12 protein-coding genes and 2 pseudogenes are annotated in these 17,974 nt (G+C 64.9%); 8 read left to right on the top strand and 6 right to left on the bottom strand.

Annotated features, from left to right (window positions below):
• Positions 1 to 28: 28 nt before the first annotated feature.
• Positions 29 to 109: pseudogene (locus tag MJ122_RS07975) on the top strand (hypothetical protein); the annotation flags it as partial.
• 65 nt (positions 110 to 174) lie between these two features.
• On the opposite strand, the pseudogene MJ122_RS07970 reads toward MJ122_RS07975, so the two are convergent.
• From MJ122_RS07970 to epsC, 3 genes and pseudogenes are all read right to left on the bottom strand, one after another.
• Positions 175 to 453: pseudogene (locus MJ122_RS07970) on the bottom strand (site-specific integrase); the annotation flags it as partial.
• A 601-nt stretch (positions 454 to 1,054) separates the two neighbouring features.
• Positions 1,055 to 1,921 (bottom strand): 4-hydroxy-tetrahydrodipicolinate synthase, encoded by an 867-nt coding sequence (dapA, locus tag MJ122_RS07965; RefSeq protein ID WP_239743532.1) that lies wholly within the window; start codon positions 1,919 to 1,921, stop codon positions 1,055 to 1,057.
• A 337-nt stretch (positions 1,922 to 2,258) separates the two neighbouring features.
• Positions 2,259 to 3,212, bottom strand: coding sequence for a serine O-acetyltransferase EpsC (gene epsC, locus MJ122_RS07960; protein ID WP_088418906.1), 954 nt, complete (start codon positions 3,210 to 3,212; stop codon positions 2,259 to 2,261).
• Between the two features lie 454 nt (positions 3,213 to 3,666).
• Here epsC and MJ122_RS07955 point away from each other — a divergent pair, with 454 nt between their 5' ends.
• Both MJ122_RS07955 and MJ122_RS07950 read left to right on the top strand, forming a co-directional pair.
• Positions 3,667 to 4,581 carry a hypothetical protein gene (locus tag MJ122_RS07955; RefSeq protein WP_239743530.1) on the top strand — a complete coding sequence of 305 codons (915 nt, stop codon included), beginning with the start codon at positions 3,667 to 3,669 and terminating at the stop codon, positions 4,579 to 4,581.
• Between the two features lie 230 nt (positions 4,582 to 4,811).
• Positions 4,812 to 5,918: a mechanosensitive ion channel family protein gene (locus MJ122_RS07950; RefSeq protein WP_239743527.1), complete on the top strand. Its 1,107-nt coding sequence runs from the start codon at positions 4,812 to 4,814 to the stop codon at positions 5,916 to 5,918.
• Between the two features lie 6 nt (positions 5,919 to 5,924).
• Here MJ122_RS07950 and MJ122_RS07945 read toward each other — a convergent pair whose 3' ends face one another.
• Positions 5,925 to 6,995, bottom strand: a complete 1,071-nt coding sequence (locus tag MJ122_RS07945; RefSeq protein WP_239743525.1) for a DUF748 domain-containing protein — start codon at positions 6,993 to 6,995, stop codon at positions 5,925 to 5,927.
• Between the two features lie 164 nt (positions 6,996 to 7,159).
• Between MJ122_RS07945 and MJ122_RS07940 the strand changes: the two genes are divergently transcribed.
• The 4 genes from MJ122_RS07940 to MJ122_RS07925 all read left to right on the top strand — a co-directional run bounded on the left by MJ122_RS07940 (position 7,160) and on the right by MJ122_RS07925 (position 12,853).
• Positions 7,160 to 7,414, top strand: coding sequence for a hypothetical protein (locus MJ122_RS07940; protein WP_239743523.1), 255 nt, complete (start codon positions 7,160 to 7,162; stop codon positions 7,412 to 7,414).
• A gap of 173 nt (positions 7,415 to 7,587) precedes the next feature.
• Complete coding sequence (locus tag MJ122_RS07935) at positions 7,588 to 8,724, top strand: efflux RND transporter periplasmic adaptor subunit (protein WP_275590628.1); 1,137 nt, start codon at positions 7,588 to 7,590, stop codon at positions 8,722 to 8,724.
• Positions 8,721 to 9,800, top strand: a complete 1,080-nt coding sequence (locus MJ122_RS07930) for an efflux RND transporter periplasmic adaptor subunit (protein ID WP_239743520.1) — start codon at positions 8,721 to 8,723, stop codon at positions 9,798 to 9,800. Before MJ122_RS07935 ends, MJ122_RS07930 begins: the two co-directional genes overlap by 4 nt.
• Positions 9,797 to 12,853 carry an efflux RND transporter permease subunit gene (locus MJ122_RS07925; protein WP_239743518.1) on the top strand — a complete coding sequence of 1,019 codons (3,057 nt, stop codon included), beginning with the start codon at positions 9,797 to 9,799 and terminating at the stop codon, positions 12,851 to 12,853. The genes MJ122_RS07930 and MJ122_RS07925 overlap by 4 nt, the downstream gene beginning before the upstream one ends.
• 84 nt (positions 12,854 to 12,937) lie before the next feature.
• Here MJ122_RS07925 and MJ122_RS07920 read toward each other — a convergent pair whose 3' ends face one another.
• Positions 12,938 to 13,168 carry a hypothetical protein gene (locus MJ122_RS07920; RefSeq protein ID WP_239743516.1) on the bottom strand — a complete coding sequence of 77 codons (231 nt, stop codon included), beginning with the start codon at positions 13,166 to 13,168 and terminating at the stop codon, positions 12,938 to 12,940.
• A 208-nt stretch (positions 13,169 to 13,376) separates the two neighbouring features.
• Between MJ122_RS07920 and MJ122_RS07915 the strand changes: the two genes are divergently transcribed.
• Entirely contained in the window at positions 13,377 to 13,691 is a 315-nt protein-coding gene (locus MJ122_RS07915; protein ID WP_239743514.1) for a DUF2892 domain-containing protein, read from the top strand.
• A 62-nt stretch (positions 13,692 to 13,753) separates the two neighbouring features.
• Here MJ122_RS07915 and MJ122_RS07910 read toward each other — a convergent pair whose 3' ends face one another.
• Positions 13,754 to 17,875, bottom strand: a complete 4,122-nt coding sequence (locus MJ122_RS07910; RefSeq protein WP_239743512.1) for a CheR family methyltransferase — start codon at positions 17,873 to 17,875, stop codon at positions 13,754 to 13,756.
• Between the last annotated feature and the right edge of the window lie 99 nt (positions 17,876 to 17,974).

The raw sequence follows: 17,974 nt of genomic DNA, 5'->3' as shown, positions 1-17,974 counted from the left end.
TGCTTGGCTCTCTGGTTCGCGCACGCAGGAGCCGATCATCCTGCATCGCGACGTGGTGTCCGGCTGCGGCTACGCCACCATCGGTACGGTGATCAGCCTGGACCTCAATGCCGCTTGAGACCCTTGAGACGTGTTGTAGGCAGTCGAGGGGAGGGCGGCCATCGATTCCGACGCGATTTTTCGATCTCGTTTGGGCACCGTCGTGACGAAGGGACGCCAAACCTCATTGACTTGGTATGTATCACTGTCAGACCGTTTCCCTCCGCCATGCCTCTCAAAGCGGGCATTAACGACCGGACCGATCCACTCAGCGGGTGGATTGAGACAAATCTCCATGAACGCTTCGGCACCGCGGCGGCGTAGCTCGATCAGAGGCCACTCGATGATCAACGCCGATCATAGAAGCAGGCGCTCAGCGTGAGTCCGGTATGAGTTATGGGTTGCCTGGTTGCCTGGTTGCCGGCGTCGGACTCAAGGAGTCCGCGCTTGGATGTTTACTTCCGGGTACTCGAGTCAGGGGCAATAGGACTCATGAGCAATCTACGACATAACATCGTATTTAACATAATATACATTATGCGAAGCTACGAGTAGGAACGCCTGCGGCGAGACTCACAGAAGCTGTCGACGCTTCTTAGAAAATGCACGTTCGTTTTTTGAAAAATGGACTCCTTCATTTCAGAGGCCTCTGTGTGAACTCGCCACTGAAACCTTGCCAGTGAACGACAGGAATCCGCACTTCGATCATGTGGGATGTGGACTCAACAACCGGGCAAACCACTGTCGTGGATTGGATTGGCATCGATGCATCAGGCTGGAAGCTTTCATCATTCGCCGAGCGCATGCGGTTCACGACGGCATCGGGGTAATGGACGATCCTCAGCGCATGGCGCTACCCATCAGCATCCATCCCGTTGTCGTATCAGGTGACGTTGTCCTGGCGCAGCTGCATCCCATCGTTTCTGTAACTGGTAACGCGTTACCATTCATGGGGCTTATTTCAGGTAACGCGTTACGTGAAACAAATCTCGATCCTCCTGCCGGCCAGCAGCGCCTAGTCGGTCAGCTCAGCCAGCACGCCCTGCAAACGCTCCAGTGTTGCGGATGTGCAGGTCTGCATCGGTTCGCGGACTTCATTGGCAATCCGCCCCTGCAAGGCCAGCGCTCCCTTTACGGCAGCCGGGTTCGGTTCGGCGAAAGCCGCTTGCATCCAGGGCAGCAGTCGATGGAAAGTCCGGCGCGCAGCGTTGACGTCACCCTCCTCCATCTGTTGGTACATCTGCATATACAGGTCAGCGCGCACATGGGCCGAAGCCGAGATCGCGCCCGCGCCGCCCAGGCACAGATGGGTGAATATCTGCAGGTCTTCGCCGGTCAGGACCTGAACTTCTCCATCGCCAATGAGCGCCAGGGTGGTTTCCAGGTCGCCGGCGCAATCCTTGATGGCGAGGATGTTCGGATGGCGCACGATGCGGCGCAGCGTTTCGCGCTCGATGCGCACACCGGTGCGATAGGGAATGTCGTAGAGCACCACCGGCACACGGGCGGCGTCGGCGACGGTACGGAAGAAGACTTCCAGCGCGGTCTGGGACGGGCGGATGTAATAAGGCGCCGGCACCAGCACGCCCGCCACCGGGCGACGCTGGATATCCTCCAGGAAGGCCAGCAGTTCGCGCTGATTGTTCCCCGCCAAGCCCATGATGACCTGCTGCGGCGGTATCCATTGCAGTACGGCATCGAGCACTTCGAACTGTTCGTCCTGGCTCAGCGCGGCGGCCTCGCCAGTGGTGCCGCAGACCACCAGGCCGGTGACGCCCTGTTCGAGCAGATGACTGACCAGCGCTTGCAGCGCCGGGTAATCCACCACGCCATCACGAAAGGGAGTGACCAGCGCCACCCAGATCCCACGAAAATTCGACATGCAAAACTCCTGTTGGCTGACCGTCAGGTCGCCGTCAGGGAGGGTGCGGGATTCAAGCGAGGGAGGTTCGACCTTGCGCCATGTGTCCTGTCAGCCCATCTGACGGGACAGCGCCCCGGTCAAATGAGCGACTGTTTCTTCGATTTCTTGGCGACGACAACGCACGCGCAGGCCTGGGCAAGGAAGCCCGAAGCGGAAAGCGAGTGGTTGAAGATGGAGAACATGAAACTCTCTTGCCCAAGATAGGGTTGCGTGAAACTCCTGACGGATACTGCTGAAGGAGCGGGAGAACTGTCAACTCCCCCGCTTCGCTTTGCGTGTCCGCAGGCAGTCCGGATCAGTCCTTTGCGCAGCGGCTCTCATCGTGTTGCAGGCTGGCCTGGCTGACCTGACTGCCCGGCAGCACGCTGCGGGTCAGCCAGACGTTGCCGCCGATGGTCGAACCCTTGCCAATGGTCACGCGGCCGAGAATGGTCGCGCCGGCGTAAATCACCACTTCGTCTTCGACTATCGGGTGGCGCGGCTCGCCCTTGTGCAACTGGCCGGTTTCGTCCGAGGTGAAGCGCTTGGCGCCCAGGGTAACGGCCTGGTAGATGCGTACCTGCTTGCCGATGATCGCGGTTTCGCCGATGACCACGCCGGTGCCGTGGTCGATGAAGAAGCTGCTGCCGATCTGCGCGCCGGGGTGGATGTCGATGCCGGTGGCCGAGTGCGCCAGCTCCGAGATCATCCGTGCCAGCAGCGGCAGGCCGGCGTTGTACAGGTGGTGCGCCAGACGATGGTGAATGATCGCCACCACGCCCGGATAGCACAGCAACACCTCGTCGACACTGCGCGCCGCCGGGTCGCCCTGGTAGGCGGCGAGCACGTCGGCATCGAGCAGCCGGCGCATCTCCGGTAGCGCGCGGGCGAAGTCACGCACCAGCGCCACGGCGTGCTCGTCGATCCGACTGTCCACCACGTCGCCGCGCTGCCGCGCGCTGTAACGCAACTCCAGGCGGGCCTGCACCAGCAACGCGTTCAGCGCGGCATCGAGGGTATGGCCGACGAAGAAGTCCTCGCTCTCCTCGCGCAGGTCGTTGGGGCCCAGGCGCATCGGGAACAGCGCGCTTGCCAGACGCTCCACCACTTCCTCGATGGACTGGCGCGAGGGCAACTCCCGGCCACCCTGCTCCGGATGGCGGCCTGTGCGCGTGCGCCATTCGCTGCGTGCACTGCGCAGGTCTTCGACGATCTGCGCCAGTTGCCAGTTCACCGGGCCGTTTTCGTTCAGTCGCTTGGCGTCGTTCATCGCTTGATGTGTTCCTTGGTAGGCAGGGGCTTTCAATCACGTCGCCCTATCCTGATCGGTCGCGCTTCTTAGGACAAATCGCCGGAAGGCATAACCTAATGCTTTTTTCGCAGGACGACTGATGAGTGAGCAGCCAGCCAATCCCCACTGTGTTGCTGGCAAAACACGGCGCCCGCCTCGGAAACCGCGTCATTCGTCGCCGGCCGCCCTGGGCTTGCTGCAGCGCGCGCCCCCCCTGCCCGCTCGCCCCTCTGCCCTGAGCGGAGCAACGGCAGGGCGCAACCGCTGCGGAAAACCGTGCAACCTGCGCATCGCTGGGCGACTGTTCATGCAACCTGCATGGCCGATTCCCCTGCTGATTGTGTAAGCCATTGAAATTAAAGCTGTAAATATTTTGAAATGGCTGGCACGTCAGGTGCAGAAACAGCCTCGGACCCATCCGAGGAGCAACACCATGATTTCCAGCACTGACGCTACTGCCACTGCCCTCGCCTCCGGGCACGACCGTTCCGGCGTGTCCTGGGCGGCGATTCTCGCCGGCGCCGCTGCCGCCGCGGCGCTATCGCTCATCCTCATCGTTCTGGGGTTTGGTCTGGGCTTTTCGGCCGTATCGCCCTGGCCCGGTGACGGCGGCACCTTCAAGCAGATGAGCATTTCGACCTTCATCTGGTTGGCGATCACGCAGATCCTGGCCTCGGGCCTGGGCGGCTACCTCGCCGGTCGCTTGCGGGTGAAATGGGCCAGCCTGCATGGCGACGAGGTGTATTTCCGCGACACCGCCCATGGCTTCCTCGCCTGGGCCATCGCTACGCTGGTCACCGCCACCCTGGTGATCGGGTCGGTCAGCACTCTGGTGGGTGGCGGCTTGCAGGCCGGCGCCACAGTGGCTGCCGGGGCAGCGACCAGTGCTGCCAACAGCGCGTCTTCAGGCAACGATAATGACTCGGCGTACTTCATCGACACCCTGTTCCGCGACGACCGCCCGGTGTCGGTCAGCGACGATGCGGCCCACGCCGTGGCTTCGCGCATTTTCCTGCGCGGCCTGGCCGAAGGGCAGCTCAACGCGCAAGACCGGACCTACCTGGCGCGGGTGATTGCCCAGCGCACCGAGATCAGCCAGACCGAAGCCGAGCAGCGCATCGATGCGGTATTCGCCCAGGCCCAACACGCCAGGCAGCAGGCGCTGCAGGCCGCCGACACGGCGCGCAAGGTGGCCGCAGGCTCGGCGCTGTGGATGTTCGCAGCGCTGCTGTGCGGCGCCTTCTTCGCCAGCTTCATGGCCATCCACGGCGGTCGCCGTCGCGATGCCGACCTGCTGCCGGACCACAGCACTCCCGGCGTCCATGCCACTACCCATGCCATCCGCTGACAGGAGACTCACCATGCGCTCGATCCTCCTTTACTTCCTCGGCGTGCCGATCCCGATCATCATCCTGATCGCGCTGTTCTGGCACTGATTGCCACCTGCAGGAGGGCGGGCCGCCCCGCTCTCCTGTGCCGTCACCCCTGGGCTGCCCGCGCCGCTCGCACAGCTCAACTGAACTTCCACCCTCCCTTCGCCCCAAAACCTACTCCTGTCACCGTCGATGAGGAGACCCCATGGCGTCGCTCAATTCCTGGCTGGACCTGACCCAGCTCGGCCAACTGGCCCTGGTAATACTGGCCGCTACCGCCGGATTCGCCATCCTGCGCTTTCTGATCGGTTCGGCGCGCAAGCGCCTGGAGGGCCGCACCAGCCATTGGGCGCGCTACGCTTCGGCGATCACCGCGCGCACCAGCAACCTGCTGATCTTCGTCTTTGCCCTGATGCTCGCGCTCAAGCTGACCAGCCTGCCGGACAACTGGAGCGCAGCGCTGTCCCACGCCTGGTTCGTGGTGCTCGCACTGCAGGTCGCCTGGTGGTTGGACGCCTGCGTGCGGCTCTGGACCCGCGACCTGTCCCTGGTGCGCTTTGGCGGCATGCACAACCCGGTGATGGCGTCGATCATCTCGGTGGTCGTACTGGTGGTGGTCTGGGCGGTGATGCTGCTGTCGATTCTCGCCAACCTGGGCGTGGACATCACCGCGCTGATCGCCAGCCTTGGTGTCGGCGGCATCGCCGTGGCACTGGCCGTGCAGACCGTCCTCAGCGATATCTTCGCCTCGTTGTCGATCGGCTTCGACAAGCCTTTCGAGATCGGCGATTTCGTGGTGTTCGGCGACGTCGCCGGGACCATCGAGCACATCGGCCTGAAAACCACGCGCATCCGCAGCCTGAGCGGCGAGCAGATCGTCTGTTCCAACGCCGAACTGCTCAAGCAGACGCTGCACAACTACAAGCGCATGAACACCCGGCGCATCGTCTTCCAGTTCGGCATCAGTTACCGCACCCCGGCCGAGAAGGCCAAGGCGGTGGCGGACCTGGTGAAGCAGATCGTCGACGACATCGAGGAAGCCAGGTTCGACCGCGCGCACTTCCTCTCCTTCGATGAAAGCCGCCTGCTGTACGAGGTCGTCTACATCATGCAAACCGCTGATTTCAATCGCTACATGGACGTGCAGCAGCAGATCAACCTGCGGCTGCTGGCCGGGGTGAAGGAGATGGGCGTCGACTTCGCCTTCCCGGTACGCGAGCTGGTCAATCGGGAGGAAGCACTGCGCACGCCGCGCGGTGAGCCTTACACCCTGGCGCCACAACGTGGCGCGCACGGTTCGACCAGCCATTGACCGGCTTCAGTCCTCGGGCGCAGAGCGCTCGTAGCGTGCATTGAACGCCTGGATGAAGGCGTTGCGCAGAATGCCAAGGAAGGCCTCGAAAGCGCTGATGTCCTGGCGGTGGACATTGCCGCTCAGCTCGACGCGAGTGGCGAACTGGTCCCTGCGCTGGTTCTTCAGCACGGTCTCGCCGCCGCCGACCAGCGCCTCCCAGATGGAGCGGAACAGGCTCTTGTCCTTCTCCTCCACATCCTGCTGCCAGTTGAACACGTCCACGTCGTGCAGCAGCGGCTTGATGTAGCCGCTGAGCTGGCCCTTGTCCGCGCGGGCCTCGATGACCACGGTGCCGCTGCCCCGGTTGAAATCGAACTTGCCATAGGCTGCGGCAAAGTCGTTGACCCGCCGCAGTTCCACATCACGTGCGCGCAGGCGCAACTCGAAGTCCTCGAAGTTGCTGAAGGGATCAAAGGTGGCCTCCGCTTCCAGCGGCGCCTGGTCGAACAGCCGGGCGCGGCCCTCGAAGCGGGCGACCCGATCCCCCTTTTCATCCGCCACGTTGGTGAGGTTGTAGAGGCTGGCGTTTACCGCGCTGGCGGCCAGATGCACCGGCGGTTTGGACTGGTAGTTATGGAAGCGGATGCTTCCGTCGGCGATGCGCAGTTCGTCCAGGGTGATCGGTAGCAGCTTGTCCAACTGCTCCCGCCAGTCGGTGCCGGCGCCGCTCTGGGACTCCTGGCGGCCACCGCCATCGACGAAGTTCAGCTCCGGCCGGAGGAACAGCACACGCGCCACGATGCCGTGTTCGTACCAGAGGGCGTGCCAGCTCACGGAAAGGTCGATTACCGGCGCGTCCAGCAGCGGCACCGGCACCTTACCGTTGACCTTGACGATCTTCAGGCCGTTGATCCGATACGCGCCGCGCCAGAGCGCCAGGTCCACGTCCGTGATCTGGCCGTGGTAGTCGCCCATGCGATCCAGCTTGCCGTTGAGGTAATCGCGGATCACGTAGGGCAACGCGATATGCGCCACCAGCAACACCAGTGCTACCGCCACGAGGGTCACCATGGGCAGGCTATAGCGTCTTTTCATCCTTGCCTCCGAAGCCTTCTCTGCCAGTGGACTGGCGCAGCCGCGCGCGAGTTCAGGCGGGATATCCTCCGGCGCATGCGATGGCATGGGAGCATGGCGAGCGATATCCAAATGCCATTATTTTGTGCTTTAGTCGTGCTTCCCCGGTTCGGGAAGGAGGCGCCGTGGCCCCGCTCTACAGCAAAGGCAGTTATGAGGTTTTCACGCCCGGTGGGGTGGGCAGGCACATCGGCGTGCTGCGCAATGGCCGCGTCGAATTGCACAACAGCCCGGACCGCTTCCGCGTCTATGCCAATCACCTGTTCGTCGAACTGAACGGCCAGGACCTGGGCCAATGCATCGGCGAGATCGACGCTCTTGGCAGCGCCCGATGGCTGGACGGCCGCGCGATGTTTCGCCTTGCGCCCAGTTCCCTCTGAGCGCTAACCGACGCTTACCCTTCCGCAATCCCGGCGTTTCGCCGTAGATAGCCTCCGGTTCGCCGCGCCGCCTCGAACAATCGCTTGGAACATTTCCCCCCGCCTCCCACTCACAGTTCGTATCGCGCTGCGCTTGCCCGCGCCCGCGCAGGATCCGGACGATGGGGGAATGGATGACGACGAGAGCGCCGGGGCTGGCCTTTTTTCTGCTGATGACGCTGACCGGTTGCGGCCAGGAAAAGCCGGCCGAGCACCTGCCGCGAGTGCTGGTGCGCGAAGCGACCGCCGCCGATTACGCCGCGCGGCCCAGCGTGGTGGGCGACATCCAGGCGCGCGTCGAGGCGCAGCAGGCCTTTCGCGTGGGTGGCAAGATCATCGAGCGCAACGCCGAGGTGGGCGATGTGGTGAAAGCCGGCCAGGTGCTGGCACGTCTCGACCCGCAGGACCTGCGCACCCAGGTGCAGAACGCCCGCGCCGCCGTCAGCGCAGAGCAGGCGCGGTTGCGCCTGGCCCAGGTCGGCTTCGAGCGCCAGGCGCAATTGCTGCCCAAGGGCTACACCAGCCGCAGCGAATATGACCGCGCCCAGGCCGAACTGCGTTCCGCGCAGAGCTCGCTGGAAGCAGCACGTGCGCAGCTCGCCTCGGCCAATGACCAGCTCTCCTACACCGAACTCAAGGCCTCGGCCGACGGCGTGATTACCCAGCGCAGCGGCGAAGTGGGCCAGGTGGTGCAGGCGACCATGCCGATCTTCACCCTCGCCCGCGACGGCGAACGCGACGCCGTTTTCAACGTCTACGAATCGCTCTTCCAGAACCCCCAGGGCGATCGGGTGGTAAGCGTTTATCTGCTGTCGAACCCCAAGGTCAGGGTCGACGGCCGCGTGCGCGAAGTGACGCCCACGGTGGACTCGCGCAGCGGCACGCTGAAGGTCAAGGTCGGCCTCGACCCGGTTCCGCCGGCAATGGGCCTGGGCGCCGTGGTCGGTGCCGAGCTGCCGCAGACGGCCCAGCCCCGCGTGGTATTGCCCTGGTCCGCCTTGTTCAAGCAGGGCAAATCCCCCGCCGTGTGGGTGCTGGATGACCAGGGCCGCGCGCAACTCAAGCCGGTCGGCCAGGTCAGCTTCGCCCGCGAGCAGGTGATGATCGGCGAAGGCCTGCAGGCTGGACAGCGGGTGATCGTCGCGGGCGGTCAGTTGCTGCACCCGAACCAGAAAGTCGAGGTTGCCCCGGCCGAACAGGCTGCCGAACCGGTAGACAGCAGCGCCCAGGCAGAACCCCGCGCCCGCGTACGACCGCAGGGGCAGCCATGAAGCCCGCTTGGTTCGCCCTCGCCCCCGCCCTCCTCGCCTTGGCCGGCTGCTCCAGGGAGCCGCAAGCGCCGCCGCCGCGCCCGGTGCTGTTCGTCACAGTGAAAGCCGATGAGGTGCGCCAGGTCGGCCGCTTCGCCGGCAGCATCCAGGCGCGCTACGAGACCACCCTGGGCTTCCGTACCAATGGGCGTATTGCCGCGCGCAACCAGGATGTCGGTGACAGCGTGGAGAAGAACACCCTGCTCGCCACCCTCGACCCCACCGACCAGCAGAACGCCGTGCTCAGCGCCCAGGGCGATGCCTCGCGCGCGCAAGCCGAATGGATCGACGCCCAGGCCGACGAGCGCCGGCAGAGCGAACTGCTCGCCCGCGGCGTAGGCGCCCAGGCCAATCTCGACCGCGCCCGCACGCGCCTGAAGACCAGCCGCGCCACGCTGGACCAGGCGCGCTCGGCCACCCAGCGGGCGAAGGATCAGTTGGGCTACACCGAGCTGCGCAGTGACTTCGCCGGCGTCATAACCCAGTGGCACGCCGAGGCCGGCCAGGTGGTGCAGGCCGGGCAGGAGGTGGTGACGCTGGTGCGCCCGGACGTGAAGGAAGCCGTGGTCGACCTGCCGGACGAGTTGGTGCACCGCCTGCCGGCTGACGCGCATTTCGAAGTCAGCGCCCAGCTTGCCCCGCAGGACCGCACCACCGGCACCGTGCGCGAACTCGCGCCCCAGGCCGACGCCTCCACCCGCACCCGGCGCATCCGCCTGACTCTGGCCGATGCTCCCGCCAGCTTCCACCTGGGCACCACGGTCAGCGTGCTGCTGACCAGCCAGGTGGCGCCCCGCAGCAGCCTGCCGGCCACCGCGCTGATTGGCGACACCACGGTCACCGGCAAGGCATTCATCTGGGTAATCGACCCACAGAGCCGCCAGGTGCATCGGCGCGAGGTGCAGGTGCTGCGCAACCGCGACGGCAAGGTGACCATCGGCCAGGGGCTGGCGGACGGCGAACGGGTGGTCAGCGCCGGGGTAAACAGCCTGAAGGAGGGCCAGGTGGTCAGGATCGACGAGGGGACACAACCGTGAGCGAACAGGACAAGGCAAAGAGCAGGTTCAACCTGTCCGAATGGGCGCTGCGGCACCAGTCCTTCGTCTGGTACCTGATGGCCGTATCGCTGGTGATGGGCGTCTTCTCCTACTTCAACCTGGGGCGCGAGGAAGACCCGTCGTTCACCATCAAGACCATGGTGATCCAGGCCCGCTGGCCTGGGGCGACGGTGGACGACACGCTGCTGCAGGTCACCGACCGCATCGAGAAGAAGCTCGAGGAACTGGACAGCCTCGACTACGTGAAGAGCTACACCCGTCCCGGCGAGGCGACGGTCTACGTCTATCTGAAGGACACCACCAGCGGCAAGGCGATCCCGGACATCTGGTACCAGGTGCGCAAGAAGATCACCGATATCAAGGGCGACTTCCCCCAGGGCCTGCAGGGCCCGGCGTTCAACGACGAATTCGGCGACGTGTTCGGCAGCGTCTACGCCTTTACCGCCGACGGCCTGAGCTTCCGCCAGTTGCGCGACTACGTGGAGAAGGCGCGGCTGGACATCCGCAGCGTGGACAACCTGGGCAAGGTCGAGCTGATCGGCGCCCAGGACGAGGTCATTTACCTGAACTTCTCAACCCGCAAGCTGGCGGCCCTGGGCATCGACCAGCGCCAGGTGTTGGAGAGCCTGCAGCAGCAGAACGCGGTGACGCCCTCCGGCGTGATCGAGGCCGGCCCGGAGCGCATCTCGGTGCGCACCAGCAGCGAGTTTCGCTCCGAGGCGGACCTGGCCGCGGTCAACCTGCGGGTGAACGATCGCTTCTACCGCCTCTCGGATCTGGCGGACATCCAGCGCACCTATGTCGACCCGCCCAGCCCCCAGTTCCGCTACAACGGGCAACCCGCCATCGGCCTGGCCGTGGCCATGCGCAAGGGTGGCAATATCCAGGAGTTCGGTGAGGCGCTGCGCCAGCGCATGGACCAGATCACCAGCGAACTGCCAGTGGGCGTTGGCGTACACACGGTGTCGAACCAGGCCGAGGTGGTGGAGAAAGCAGTGGGCGGCTTCACCAGCGCGCTGTTCGAGGCCATCGTCATCGTGCTGGTGGTGAGCTTCATCAGCCTCGGCGTGCGCGCCGGGCTGGTGGTGGCCTGTTCGATCCCCCTGGTGCTGGCGATGGTCTTCGTGTTCATGGAGTACACCGATATCACCATGCAGCGGATTTCCCTGGGCGCGCTGATCATCGCCCTCGGCCTGCTGGTGGACGATGCCATGATCACCGTGGAGATGATGGTGACCCGGCTCGAGCTGGGCGACTCGCTGCACGAGGCGGCGACCTTCGCCTATACCTCCACTGCCTTCCCCATGCTCACCGGCACCCTGGTGACCATCGCCGGGTTCGTGCCCATCGGGCTGAACGCCAGCTCGGCCGGCGAATACACCTTCACGCTGTTCGCGGTGATCGCCGTGGCGCTGATCCTCTCCTGGATAGTCGCCGTGTTGTTCGCCCCGGTGATCGCCCTGCATGTGCTGCCGAAAACCCTGAAACGGCACGAGGAGAAGAAGAGCCGGCTGTTCGACTTCTTCGATACATGGCTGCAACGGGCCATGCGCCGCAACCTGTTGACCATCGTCTTCACCGTGGCGCTGCTGGGCGTTTCGCTGTACCTGCTGCAGTTCGTCCAGCAGCAATTCTTCCCCTCCTCCGACCGCCCGGAGCTGCTGGTGGACCTCAACCTGCCGCAGAACAGCAGCATCGACGAAACCCGCCGGGTGATGGACAAGGTCGAGACACAGCTCAGGGACGACGAGGACGTCTCGCGCTGGAGTTCCTATATCGGCCAGGGCGCGATCCGCTTCTACCTGCCGCTGGACCAGCAACTGCAGAACCCCTTCTACGGCCAGCTGGTGATAGTCGCCAAGGACCTGGAAGCCCGCGAACGCCTGGCAGCACGCCTGCGCGAGAACCTGCGCCGCGACTTCGTCGGCATCAGCAGCTACGTGCAGCCGCCGGAGATGGGCCCGCCGGTAGGCCGGCCGATCCAGTACCGCATCAGCGGCCCGGACGTGGACAGGGTCCGGGACTACGCCATGCAACTGGCCGGCCTGCTGGACGGCAACTCGCACATCGGCGAGATCATCTACGACTGGAACGAGCCGGGTAAGGTGCTGCGCATCGAGATCGCCCAGGACAAGCTGCGCCAGCTGGGTCTGGGCTCCGAGGACGTGGCGCAGATGCTCAACAGCGTGGTCACCGGCACCACCGTGACCCAGGTGCGCGACAACATCTTCCTGATCAACGTCGTCGGCCGCTCGGAGAGCGCCGAACGCAGCTCGCCGGAAACCATCGAGAACCTGCAGATGGTCAACGCCAGCGGCACGTCGATTCCGCTCAAGGCCTTCGCCCGCGTCGGCTATGAGCTGGAGCAGCCGCTGGTGTGGCGGCGCGACCGCAAGCCGACCATCACGCTCAAGGCCAGCATCACCGATGACATCCAGCCCACCGACCTGGTGAAGGTCCTCAAGCCAGAGATCCAGCAGTTCGCCGAGCAGTTGCCGCCCAACTACAGGCTCGCCACCGGCGGCACCGTCGAGGAAAGCGGCAAGGCCCAGGGCCCGATTGGCCAGGTGGTACCGCTGATGCTGTTCCTCATGGCAACCTTCCTGATGATCCAGTTGCAGAGCGTGCAGAAGACCCTGCTGGTCGCCAGCGTGGCGCCGCTGGGCGTCATCGGCGTGGTCGCCGCGCTGCTGCCCACCGGCACGCCCATGGGCTTCGTGGCCATCCTGGGCATCCTCGCGCTGATCGGCATCATCATTCGCAACTCGGTGATCCTGGTGACCCAGATCGAGGCGTTCGAAGCCGAGGGCCGCTCGCCGTGGAAGTCGGTCATCGAGGCGACCCACCACCGCACCCGGCCAATCCTGCTCACGGCCGCTGCGGCCAGCCTGGGCATGATCCCGATCGCCCGGGAAGTGTTCTGGGGTCCCATGGCCTTCGCCATGATCGGCGGAATCATCGCCGCCACCCTGCTGACGCTGTTCTTCCTGCCGGCGCTGTACGTCACCTGGTACCGCATCCGCGAGGACTGAGGAGGCACCGCGCGAGCGCCTCCCCCAGGCGAGGCGAGGCGAACGGGAGAGCGCCCTTCCCCGCTGATACCAAGGCTCGGTGGATCAGTTGGCAGTGATGCCGGTCAGCGTGATGCCGTAGCGGTGCAGCAACTCCAGCGTTGCCTCGCTGCCGTGTTCATCCTGCTTGTCGCCGTAGTCGCCGGCGGGAAGATTCCTGCGCGCCCACTGCAGCAGGAATTCCGCCGCCTGCTCCGGGCTCGGCTGTGTCTGGCCGGGCATGTCCAGGGTACTGGTGTTGTTGTCCTTGCTGTAGCTGATGAGCCAGGCAGTCATGGGCTTCTCCTACTCCTTTGCATGGTCTGGCTGTGAACTGCGGGGCCGCGCCAAGTTGCACCCGAGCGACGGGTGGAGCCCGGCGCAGAGCCCGGCGCACCACTGGGCAAGTTCTTCGAACCAACCTTCCGTGCATCTGCCTACGTTGTGTATCCGGGCGCCGCAGCCCGCGGCGAGCCGGATGACACCGACCCAGCAGGAGGACAGCATGGCAGAGCAGAAGAATCTGAGCGGATGGGAACGGGCGACATCGATTGCCACGGGGTTGGCCGCCATCGGCATGGGCATTCGCAAGGGCGGCCTCGGCGGCTGGCTGGGCGTCGCCGCCGGGGTGATGGCGGCCAAGCGCGGGCTGACCGGCCACTGCGCCATGAAAGCGGCGATTACCGGCCAGCATGATGCCTTGCCCGAGCACCTGGCGCCGGTGACTTCACCGGGCCCGGCGAACCCCACGGTAGCCGAATCGCGGATCGATCACGCGCTGGAAGAAACCTTCCCTGCGAGCGACCCGATCTCGCCCTGAAAGCATGGCCCGCTGTCGCATGCCACTGGCGGCGCCTGGCACGGCGCCGCCAGTGGCCGGGCTCAGACCTTGGCGACCTTGAGGTCCGCCGCCACGCGCTGCAGGGTTTCCAGCGATACCGGTTTGCTGACGTGGGCGTTGAAGCCCGCTTCGTAAGCCAGCTCCACGTCCGCCGCCGCCCCATAGCCGGTCAGCGCCACTGCGGGTGTCTGCGCATGCTGCGGCAACTGGCGAACACGGCGGATCAGCTCATGGCCATCCATGCCCGGCATGCCGATGTCGGAAAGGATGAGGTCGTAGCGTCCGTCCTTCAGCACCTTGAGCGCGGTCTCGCCATCCTCCGCGGTGGTCACGCTCGCACCCTCCATCTCCAGCAGCGCCTGCATCACCGTGCGAATGTCCGGCGAGTCGTCGACGATCAGCAGGCGCGAGCCGGCGAAGTAGCCGTCGGTGTCCTCCCCGGCAGAGGCGGCCTGCCCGGCGTACTGGTACTGCGGCAGCCAGACGCTGAAGGTGCAGCCAAGGCCAAGCCCTTCGGACATCGCCTCGATGCGCCCGTGTTGCGCTTCCACCAGTTCGCGCACCAGCGCCAGGCCGATGCCCAGCCCAGCCTTGTGGGTCGGGTGATGCGTCTCGGTGGCCTGGCCGAACAGCTCGAATATCTTCGGCAGCGCCTCGGCGCTGATGCCCTGCCCGTCGTCGCTGACGCTGATGCGCAGCATGTCCCCGTCCATGCCCAGCGCCACGCGGATCGTGCCCCTCTCGGGGGTGAACTTCACCGCGTTGCTCAGCAGGTTCCAGATGATCTGCTCCACCCGCACGGGGTCGCCTTCGGCCACCAGCGGGTCGGAGCCGCGCGGCGGCAGGTCCAGTTCGATGGCCAGGTCCTTCTCGTGGCTCTCGGCTGCCAGCACGCCGACCACTTCCTCGATGATGTTCTGCACGATCACCGGCCCCAGCTTGAGCTTGAGCTTGCCGGTGTTGACCCGGGACAGGTCGAGCAGGTCGTCGATGATCCGCGCCTGGCTGCGCACCGAGCTCTGGATACTCTCGATGGCCCGCGCGGCAATGGCATGGCTGCGCACCGAGGACAGGCGGCCGATCAGCTCGGTGTTGAGCTGGATGAGGTTCAGCGGATGCTTGAGTTCGTGAGACATCATCGCGAAGAACTCATCGCGCAGGCGGATGGTCGCCTGGTTCTGCTCCAGACGCGAAACCTGTTCGGTCTCCTCGCGCTTCTTGGTGGTAATGTCGCGGCCGATCTTGGCATAGCCGTGCGGGCCGGCGTTGGGCAGCGCACTGGTCACGCTGCTGCAGAAGAATCGCGAGCCGTCCTTGCGCACATGCCAGCGGTCTTCTTCCGCCCGGCCGTTCTCGCTGGCCACGCGCAATTCTTCCTGGAATACCCCGGAACGGCGGTCCTCGCCGCTGTAGATGAGCTCGGCGCTCTTGCCCACCACGTCCTTTTCCCGGTGGCCGTAGGCGCGCTCGGCCCCTTTGTTCCAGCCGGTGATGCAGCCGTCGCGGTCCAGCGTGATGATGATGAAGTCCTGGGTGCTTTCCGCTGCCTGGCGCAGGCGCTCCTCGCTCTCGCGCATCTTCTCTTCGGCCACTCGGCGCTGGGTGATGTCGATGAAGGTCAGCACCGCGCCGTCGATCACGTTCTCCGTGGTGCGGTACGGCAGCATGCGCACGATGTACCAGCGCTCATCCTTGCTCGCCACCTCGCGCTCGATGGTGCGCAGCGACTCGAAGGCCTGGGCGGCGTCGCTGGCCAGGTCCGGATAGATCAGCCGGTGGGTGATATCCAGCAGCGAGCGCCCGGTGTCCGAGGCAATGATGCTGAAGATCGCGGCGGCGCGCGGGGTGAACGACTTGATGCGCATGGCGCGGTCGACGAACACCGTGGCGATGTCGGTGGAGGCGATCAGGTTCTGCAGGTCGTCGTTGATCTTGCTGGTTTCCTCGACCTTGGTCTTGAGCTCCTGATTGACCGTGATCAGTTCCTCGTTGATCGACTGCAGCTCTTCCTTGCTGGTTTCCAGTTCCTCGGTGGTGGAACGCAGTTCCTCGTTGATCGCCTGCAGTTCCTCGTTGGACGCCTTGAGCTCCTCGGTGGAGGTTTCCGATTGCTCGATGGTGATCTGCAGCTGTTCCTTGTTGCGCTGCAGCTCGCTTTCCAGCTGCGAGAGGACGTTGTCCTTGAGGTCGATCTTCGAGGGATCGACGTCGTTGCTCATGGTTTCCTCGACCTCGTCGAAGATCACCAGGGCGAAGTCGGCGTCCATGTCGCGGAACGGTCGCACCACCATGTTGATGTACGAGCTGGCGCCGTCGCGCTCGTGCTTGACGCGCCGGGCTTCGACGCTCTTGCTGGTCTGGAAGGCCTGGAACAGCGCGGTGCGCAGTTCCAGGCGCAGCGACGGATGGATCAGCGACAGCAGGTTGTGCGACGGCTCGCCGCCGACATAGCGCAGGTAGCGCCCGGCCTGGTCGGACATGTGCACGATGTTCGACTCGTGGTTCACCACCACGCTGGGCGGCGCATATTGCTCCAGCACGCGCTGGTGCACCTCGGCAAAGGAGATGCGCCGACGCTCCACGGGGCGTTCGTTGGCCGCCGGCAGCGTGTCGGTCTGGGCGATCAGCGGCAGCGCCGCGGCGGAGCGGCCCAGGGCCGAGGTCGCCTTGGCGCGATAGATGCGGTTCTTCTTGTCCACCGGGGCAAACAGGTCCATGCACACGTCCGCCGACTCGGAGCTGCCCAGGAACAGGTAGCCGCCCGGCGCCAGGGCGAAATGGAACATCTGCAGGATGTCCGCCTGTACTTCGCGGTCGAGGTAGATCAGCAGGTTGCGGCAGGAGATCAGGTGCAGCTTGGAGAACGGCGGGTCGCGCAGCAGGTTGTGCATGGCGAACAGTACGCGCTCGCGGATTTCCTTCTTCACCCGGTAGCGGGTCTGCTCCTTGGTCAGGTACTGGCGCAGGCGCTGCGGGGTGATGTCCGGCAGGATCGCCTCGGGATAGACGCCGCTGCGGCCGATGGCGATGGAGTGTTCGTCGATGTCGGTGGCGAACACCTGGAACTTGCGGTCGGTCTCGCTGTACTCGACGTACTCCGAGAGCAGCATGGCCATCGAGTAGGCTTCCTCGCCCGAGGAACAGCCGGCGCTCCAAACGCGGATCTGCGATTCGCTGTCGCTGGGCATTTCGAACAGCCGTGGGATGATCTCCCGCTCCAGCGCCTCGAAGGCTTCGCGGTCGCGGAAGAAATTGGTCACGCCGATCAGCATGTCAGCCAGCAGGTGCTTGGTTTCTTCCGGGTTGGACTGCAGGAAGGTGCGGTAGCCCGGCAGGTCGCTCAGGCGGTTGACCTGCATGCGCCGTTCGATGCGGCGCAGCACAGTGGCGCGCTTGTAGTGCTTGAAGTCATGCCCGGTGCGCGTGCGCAGCAGGGTCAGGATATCGCGCAGCGCCGACTCCGCCACGCGGGCCTGTTCCGGGTCCTCGATGGACTGGATCGGCGCACTGACTTCCGCCTCGCGCGGCAGCTGGATGCTGCGCATGGTTTCCCACAGCTCGATGAGCTTCTGCGGGATTTCCACCACTGGCAGGATGAAATCCACCTGGTCGGTGGCGATGGCGCTGCGCGGCATGTCGTCGAATTCGGCATCGTCCGGCGACTGGGCGATGGTCACCCCGCCCTGCTCCTTGATCCGGCACAACCCGGAGGAGCCGTCGCTGCCATTGCCGCTGAGCACCACGCCGACGGCGCGCTCGGCATGCGCGTCGGCCAGGGTGCGCATGAACAGGTCGATGGCGATGTGTCGCGGCTGGGTTGAGCTCAGCTCGCTGACGCGCAGGTAACCGTCGTTCATGGTCAACTGCATCGCTGGGGATATCAGGTAGATGCAGTTCTGCTCCACCGGCGTCGCCTCGGTCACCTGGCGCACCTTCATCCTGGTGGCTTTCTGCAGGATCGTGTGGGCGCTGCTTTCGTGATTGGGCGACAGGTGCATCACCACGACGAAGGCCATGCCGTTGTCATCGGGCATGTTCTCGAACAGCCGCAGCAGTGCTGCCAGCCCGCCAGCGGAGGCGCCTATGCCCACGACCGGGAATTTCAGGTGGCTGGGCTGCACATCCTGGGCGTTGCCTTGTTTCGTTGTCCGTCGCTTGCTCACCTGGCTGGCCTCGTTCCGAACTCTACCTTCGAGAGAGCTGGAGATTATCGACGGTGAATTCGCGCAGTTCCACAACCCTATAAAGAAAAATGCCCGTCC

It is taken from the genome of Pseudomonas sp. DP-17 (assembly GCF_022380625.1).
GTDB lineage: Bacteria > Pseudomonadota > Gammaproteobacteria > Pseudomonadales > Pseudomonadaceae > Pseudomonas > Pseudomonas nitroreducens_A.
Note: the sequence above shows the minus strand (reverse complement) of the source record. Positions and strands in the feature narration are given on the sequence as shown.

Excerpts from the sequence above, each read along its gene's own strand:
- MJ122_RS07915 (WP_239743514.1), top strand. The coding sequence starts at position 13,377 with ATGGCAGAGCAGAAGAATCTGAGCGGATGGGAACGGGCGACATCGATT.
- MJ122_RS07955 (WP_239743530.1), top strand. The coding sequence starts at position 3,667 with ATGATTTCCAGCACTGACGCTACTGCCACTGCCCTCGCCTCCGGGCAC.
- epsC (WP_088418906.1), bottom strand. The coding sequence starts at position 3,212 with ATGAACGACGCCAAGCGACTGAACGAAAACGGCCCGGTGAACTGGCAA.
- MJ122_RS07950 (WP_239743527.1), top strand. The coding sequence starts at position 4,812 with ATGGCGTCGCTCAATTCCTGGCTGGACCTGACCCAGCTCGGCCAACTG.
- MJ122_RS07935 (WP_275590628.1), top strand. The coding sequence starts at position 7,588 with ATGACGACGAGAGCGCCGGGGCTGGCCTTTTTTCTGCTGATGACGCTG.
- dapA (WP_239743532.1), bottom strand. The coding sequence starts at position 1,921 with ATGTCGAATTTTCGTGGGATCTGGGTGGCGCTGGTCACTCCCTTTCGT.
- MJ122_RS07930 (WP_239743520.1), top strand. The coding sequence starts at position 8,721 with ATGAAGCCCGCTTGGTTCGCCCTCGCCCCCGCCCTCCTCGCCTTGGCC.
- MJ122_RS07945 (WP_239743525.1), bottom strand. The coding sequence starts at position 6,995 with ATGAAAAGACGCTATAGCCTGCCCATGGTGACCCTCGTGGCGGTAGCA.
- MJ122_RS07920 (WP_239743516.1), bottom strand. The coding sequence starts at position 13,168 with ATGACTGCCTGGCTCATCAGCTACAGCAAGGACAACAACACCAGTACC.